General features: G+C 58.2%; 5 protein-coding genes. All 5 read right to left on the bottom strand.

The genetic code is table 11. The features are described from left to right. Positions 1 to 631: 631 nt before the first annotated feature. Positions 632 to 1,501 carry a hypothetical protein gene (locus ADICEAN_RS20275; protein WP_009197545.1) on the bottom strand — a complete coding sequence of 290 codons (870 nt, stop codon included), beginning with the start codon at positions 1,499 to 1,501 and terminating at the stop codon, positions 632 to 634. 19 nt (positions 1,502 to 1,520) lie between these two features. After that, positions 1,521 to 2,504: a conjugative transposon protein TraM gene (gene traM / locus ADICEAN_RS20270; RefSeq protein WP_009197544.1), complete on the bottom strand. Its 984-nt coding sequence runs from the start codon at positions 2,502 to 2,504 to the stop codon at positions 1,521 to 1,523. Next, the gene (locus ADICEAN_RS20265; protein WP_009197543.1) at positions 2,494 to 3,351 is read right to left on the bottom strand and encodes a DUF4138 domain-containing protein; all 858 of its coding nucleotides are present in this window, start codon (positions 3,349 to 3,351) and stop codon (positions 2,494 to 2,496) included. Before ADICEAN_RS20265 ends, traM begins: the two co-directional genes overlap by 11 nt. Positions 3,352 to 3,386: 35 nt before the next feature. After that, positions 3,387 to 4,001, bottom strand: coding sequence for a transposase (locus ADICEAN_RS20260; protein WP_009197542.1), 615 nt, complete (start codon positions 3,999 to 4,001; stop codon positions 3,387 to 3,389). 24 nt (positions 4,002 to 4,025) lie between these two features. Beyond that, positions 4,026 to 4,531 (bottom strand): hypothetical protein (locus ADICEAN_RS20255; RefSeq protein WP_040398538.1); only part of this gene is annotated, 506 nt, incomplete at its 5' end.

Raw genomic sequence — 4,531 nt, 5'->3', positions numbered from 1 at the left:
TATCCCCTGTGTGCCTTGAGAATAGAAGCTTTTCGCTGGCGGGCAAACCGGCTGTTTTACTGACCAGCTGCTCGAGCTCTTCCTGCTCCAGCCTGGAGAGCTGGTGGAGGTTATTGAGCAGGATCTCCAGCAGGATGCGGCCATTAATCTGTTCGTGCAGAATTTCCCGGAGGCTTTCCAACACCGTCTGCAGGTGTTCCCCCTCCTGTCGGGCCAGCAGGCCGATGATCCGTTCGACGCCTTTGTCCAGGGCATCCTGTAGGCCCCAGGCCAGTCCTTCTTTCACGCTTTTGGGATCGAGCCGCCGGCTGGCAAAGTACTGGATAACCGCCTCGGTGTATTCCCTATGGGTCAGTCCCCATTCGTCCGCCTCCCGCACGAGAAGCGCATGGACGGAAGTTGATATTTTGATCTCTTTGCGGGCTGTTTTCATACGTTTCGGCAGGTATAGATCTCTAACAGCAGCTTCCTTATCGCTTCCAGGCCTATCCGGCAACCCCTTGCCGACATCCCTAGCCCTAGATCATTTTCCGGGGCCTGGGGGCTTTCGACAATCCCTTTTGACTGTATCCTACTTTCGAAAAAGTTCAACTCCTTTTCCAGCAGGCCGTCAACAGGGACAAGCGTTCTCCTAAGGCTGTCCGTACTTCATCTGGGGTTCCTCTGCCAGTGCTTTTCGTAGCAGTTGATTACGGTAGGATTGAAGCAGCTCTTCCCGGGCCCGGGAGGGCTGTTCGGTAACGGAGCGCAACAGCTGATCGGCCTCCAGCTTGATCTCCATGCTTTTCAGCATTACTTCCTGGCACTGCCGCAGGCTGTGCAAGCGTTCGGCTTCGTTCATGCTGAAGCGCTGATCCCGCTTGACAGCCTCCATTAGCTCACGGGCCTGGTAGATCATGTCGTCTGCCAGTTGGGCATAGGACAGGGCTGCCTGAATTTGCTTTTGTTCCCGCATCTCGGCCAGTGCAAACTGGCTCAGCGTGGTCTCCCGGCTAATGGCCTCATAAGCGACAAGGTCCTGCAGGGGCCCGGTCTGCGAACTGATCCCCACCAACAGGCCATGCAGCTGGCGGGTTGTCTGGAGCGTAGGCTCCCGCTGCAGGACCTGCCGCAGACGGTCGGTTCCCGTCAGCTCCGGCAGGTAGACCAGCGGATCCTCCACCAGGCCCATGGCTGCCCGGGTCAGCTCATCCAGATCGGACCATTTAAGGTCTTTAATGCCCTGGGCTACTTTGAGGGCTTCCTGCACCTGCCACTGCAGGCGGTAGATGTTCTCGATTTCCTGCTTGGTGCGGATGGCCGTGTTCAGGATATCCTTGGTCTCCTGCAGCGTTTTGGCGGCTGTGGAGATCAGCTGCACTTCATTGGCCAGGCTTTTGACCATGTTCGTAAACTGGACCGGGTCATAAACTACAAACTGGGCCTGCAGGGGCCGGGTGGCGGAAAAGGCCAGCAGTACCAGCAGTAGACAAAGTGATTTTTTCAGTTGGATAGCTTTCATTGGAATACAGGTTTAAGAATTAGTCAGAATCAGGAGCGACAAACAGCGGGTAGCCGTCTGCCAGGAATAAGGATTTTCCCCTGCGGCTCTTCCGCAGGAGATTTCTGCCCAGGCCGGCAAGGCCACTGGCCACACCACCATAGGGCAAGGAAAAAAGCATTTGATCAAGCGCATCATCGCGGCTTTCCGCCAGGGCCGATGGCAGGGGCTCCTCCTGCAGGTACGCAATGCCCTCCTGGAAATCCTGGTCATAGACGCGCAGGCGCAGGGGCAGCGAACCAATGCTAGCGATGCGGACCTTCAGACGACCGCCCCCAGCCAAACTAAGCCTTCCATACAGCAGCGTATGGCGTGGGAAGCGGTGTTCCCCTATCGCAATTTCCTCCTGCAGTCGCAGGCAAAGCGTTGCGTTAGGCAGCAGCTTTTGATCCCCATGCACCAGGACACTATAGAAGCCCCCCTTTTGCTGCGAAATATCCTCCTCCTGAGCTTTTGCCCGCACCGTCTGAAAGGGATCTGCAGGGCCTGGTACAGGCGCAAGTGAAGCCGGCTGCTGCTGGCGCGGCCTCCTGGCCTGCTGTGGAAGGGAAGGCGAGTCATGCCGGGCAGCCTGTACTGCGCTATCCGGCAGTGCCCTGCTATTAGCCTCTGCTTGTTCCGCAGGTTCAGGAGGAAGGGAATTACCAGCTGCTTCCGTGGGCGTATCGCCAGTGCTCATGCTCCCGAAGTCCATCGAAATGATGGTTTCAAGGGAGCGCTGCCGCCGGGCATGCTGCCGGTTGATATCCTCTAACTCCTTTCGGTAGCGGTCAAGGCGGGAGGGCGGGGATTGCCCTGACGCAGGCTGGTCCGGGGCGATACTGGCAATAGGAGTGGTTGCCTGGAATCGGCGGATGCTGCCCAGCGCCATGGCTCCCAGCAGGAGAAGGCCCATCAGACCTGCACTTAAGGGTAGCCAGTGCCGGCGCATCCACTCCCCCAGTCGCTTAGGCTTAGTATCCATGGCCATCAGGGAAAGAAGGTGCCTGGTTGATCCATCTGGCAGGGAGCAGGATTCGTAAAGCCCGGCCGCCCTCCCTTTCCCGGAACTGCAGCTGGAGTCGACCGCGGGAGCTCATGGCATAAAGGGGCAGCGCATACCAGAGCGTGTGCTCTTCCCGGGAAGGGATTCTATCCGGGGCCAGCTCACTTATCGGCCGCACCTCCTTCTGGTAGCGGTTGTTGCGGGAAAAGCGCCTGCCCCTTCGTTCCAGGTAGGTGAAGCCAACAAAGTCCGGGACATAAGCGATAGATGTGCCGTTGCGAAGCGTAAGGCCCAGGTAAAGCACCTCCCCCCTGATCTGCAGCTGCGACAACCGCAGCTGCAAACCATCGCGGGTATTTCGCGGCGTGGCATGCCGATGGGGCAGTTCCCGAAGGTGAAGCAGGGAAGCGCGGATCATGGCAGGATCTTCTGCCACTTTCCCGGCACTCCCCAGCCGGCTAACCCCTTCCCCTCCGGCAATGCCACGCAGATCATAGAGGCGTCCGGCTGGGCCTTCGGCTACCGCCAGGCGTGCCGTGTAGTAGGAAGCCCCGAAGCGTACCAGCAGGTTGGTGGAGCCCGACTGTTTGCTGCGGGCCTTCAGGAAAACGCTTTGCCCTTCAATCCTGGCAAAATAGTCACCCGGCCGTCCAATATCTACCAGCTCAACTTCTCTGGGAAAGAGCAGATAGGTGGTTTCGGTATCGGTTACAAAAAGCGTATCTGGCGAGGAAGTTTCAGGAGCGGAGACCTTGGAGAACTCCTGTGGCTGTCCGGCAAGCGGTGCCAGGAGGAGACCCGTCAGAAGTAAGGAAGTTGGGTTCATACAAACTGGGGTTAGGGTTAAAAAATAGGGCGGAATCAGCGGGCATGTTCAGCCCTGGGCTCATAAAGGATATAGTCGAAGTTCTGGATCAGCAGGCCATAGGGATTTTGCTCACTTCGGTAAGTTTCGATCAGCTCGAACTGGATCCCGATGGGAAACTCCCGCTTTTTCTCCCCCAGGTAGATGGTCTGCCGGGCATAGGCCCGGCCGGCAATGGGGCGTGCTTTCATGTCGATCAGTACGGAATCCACCTGTATCGTCGTCCGGGTACCCAGGCGGACGTAATTCTGGTACACCTCTCCCTTACTGAAGTCATGCACGATGCGCTGTCCTCCGGCTTTATCGATCAGATGGAGGCCTGCCTCTACCTGCTGCTGGTAGTTGGCGGCATGGTGGGCGAACATGGTATGCAGAAAAAGCTTTACCTGGTTGCGCGCCTCGAAAATGGAGATTTCCCGCTCCGCCTGCCGCAGGGCCGGTAGCGTTCCCAGGTCAGTGACCACATACACGCGCTCACTTCGGCGTCGTTCCTGCAGCAGGATATACCCGCCCAGGAGCAACAGAAGCACAAAGGAAAGCAGGATCGTGCCGATGGTGATCTTTTTCAATACATCGAAGCTGCTGTCAAAGTCTTTTAAGGAATGTGCCATTTGGAATAGGATTGGGGTGAATGTTTACTGTCGTATGGGAATCGACTGTCCGGCACCGCCCCTGTGTGCAGGAGGCTGTTCCCCGCCCTCGGATGAGCCCCCGCCCTGCAGGACCTCTTTGCTCCAGCCTGCCGAGCTGCTGCCGAGGGAGGCCGCTGCCGGGAGGGTACCGGCTCCGCTGAAGGCAGCTGCCCCCCTAGCGGCCAGAATGGCGGCTCCGGCACTGGTGGCCAGCACCCGCGCCGGGTAGACCGCGCTATGTGTCTGGCCGACAAAAAGGGAGGTCAGGTAGGGAACCATGAAGTACAAGAGAGCGATCAGCAGGGTGATCAGGAGCATGTCCAGCTTTTCGACTGCCTCGGACACGGACAGGCCGTGCATCAGCCCCAGCTGGTGCTGGCTGAGGTTCCGGTAGAGAACCACGATGTTATCCAGAATGATCAGCGTAATGCTCCAGCATTGCACGGCCAGGTAGTTCTGAAACCACTTCTGCACCAGCCGGCCAAAGAGCGGGAGAATGCTCAGGCATA

This window comes from Cesiribacter andamanensis AMV16 (genome assembly GCF_000348925.1).
In the GTDB taxonomy this organism is placed as follows: domain Bacteria; phylum Bacteroidota; class Bacteroidia; order Cytophagales; family Cyclobacteriaceae; genus Cesiribacter; species Cesiribacter andamanensis.
The sequence above is the reverse complement of the archived record's forward strand: the minus strand, read 5'-3'. Positions and strand labels throughout refer to the sequence as shown.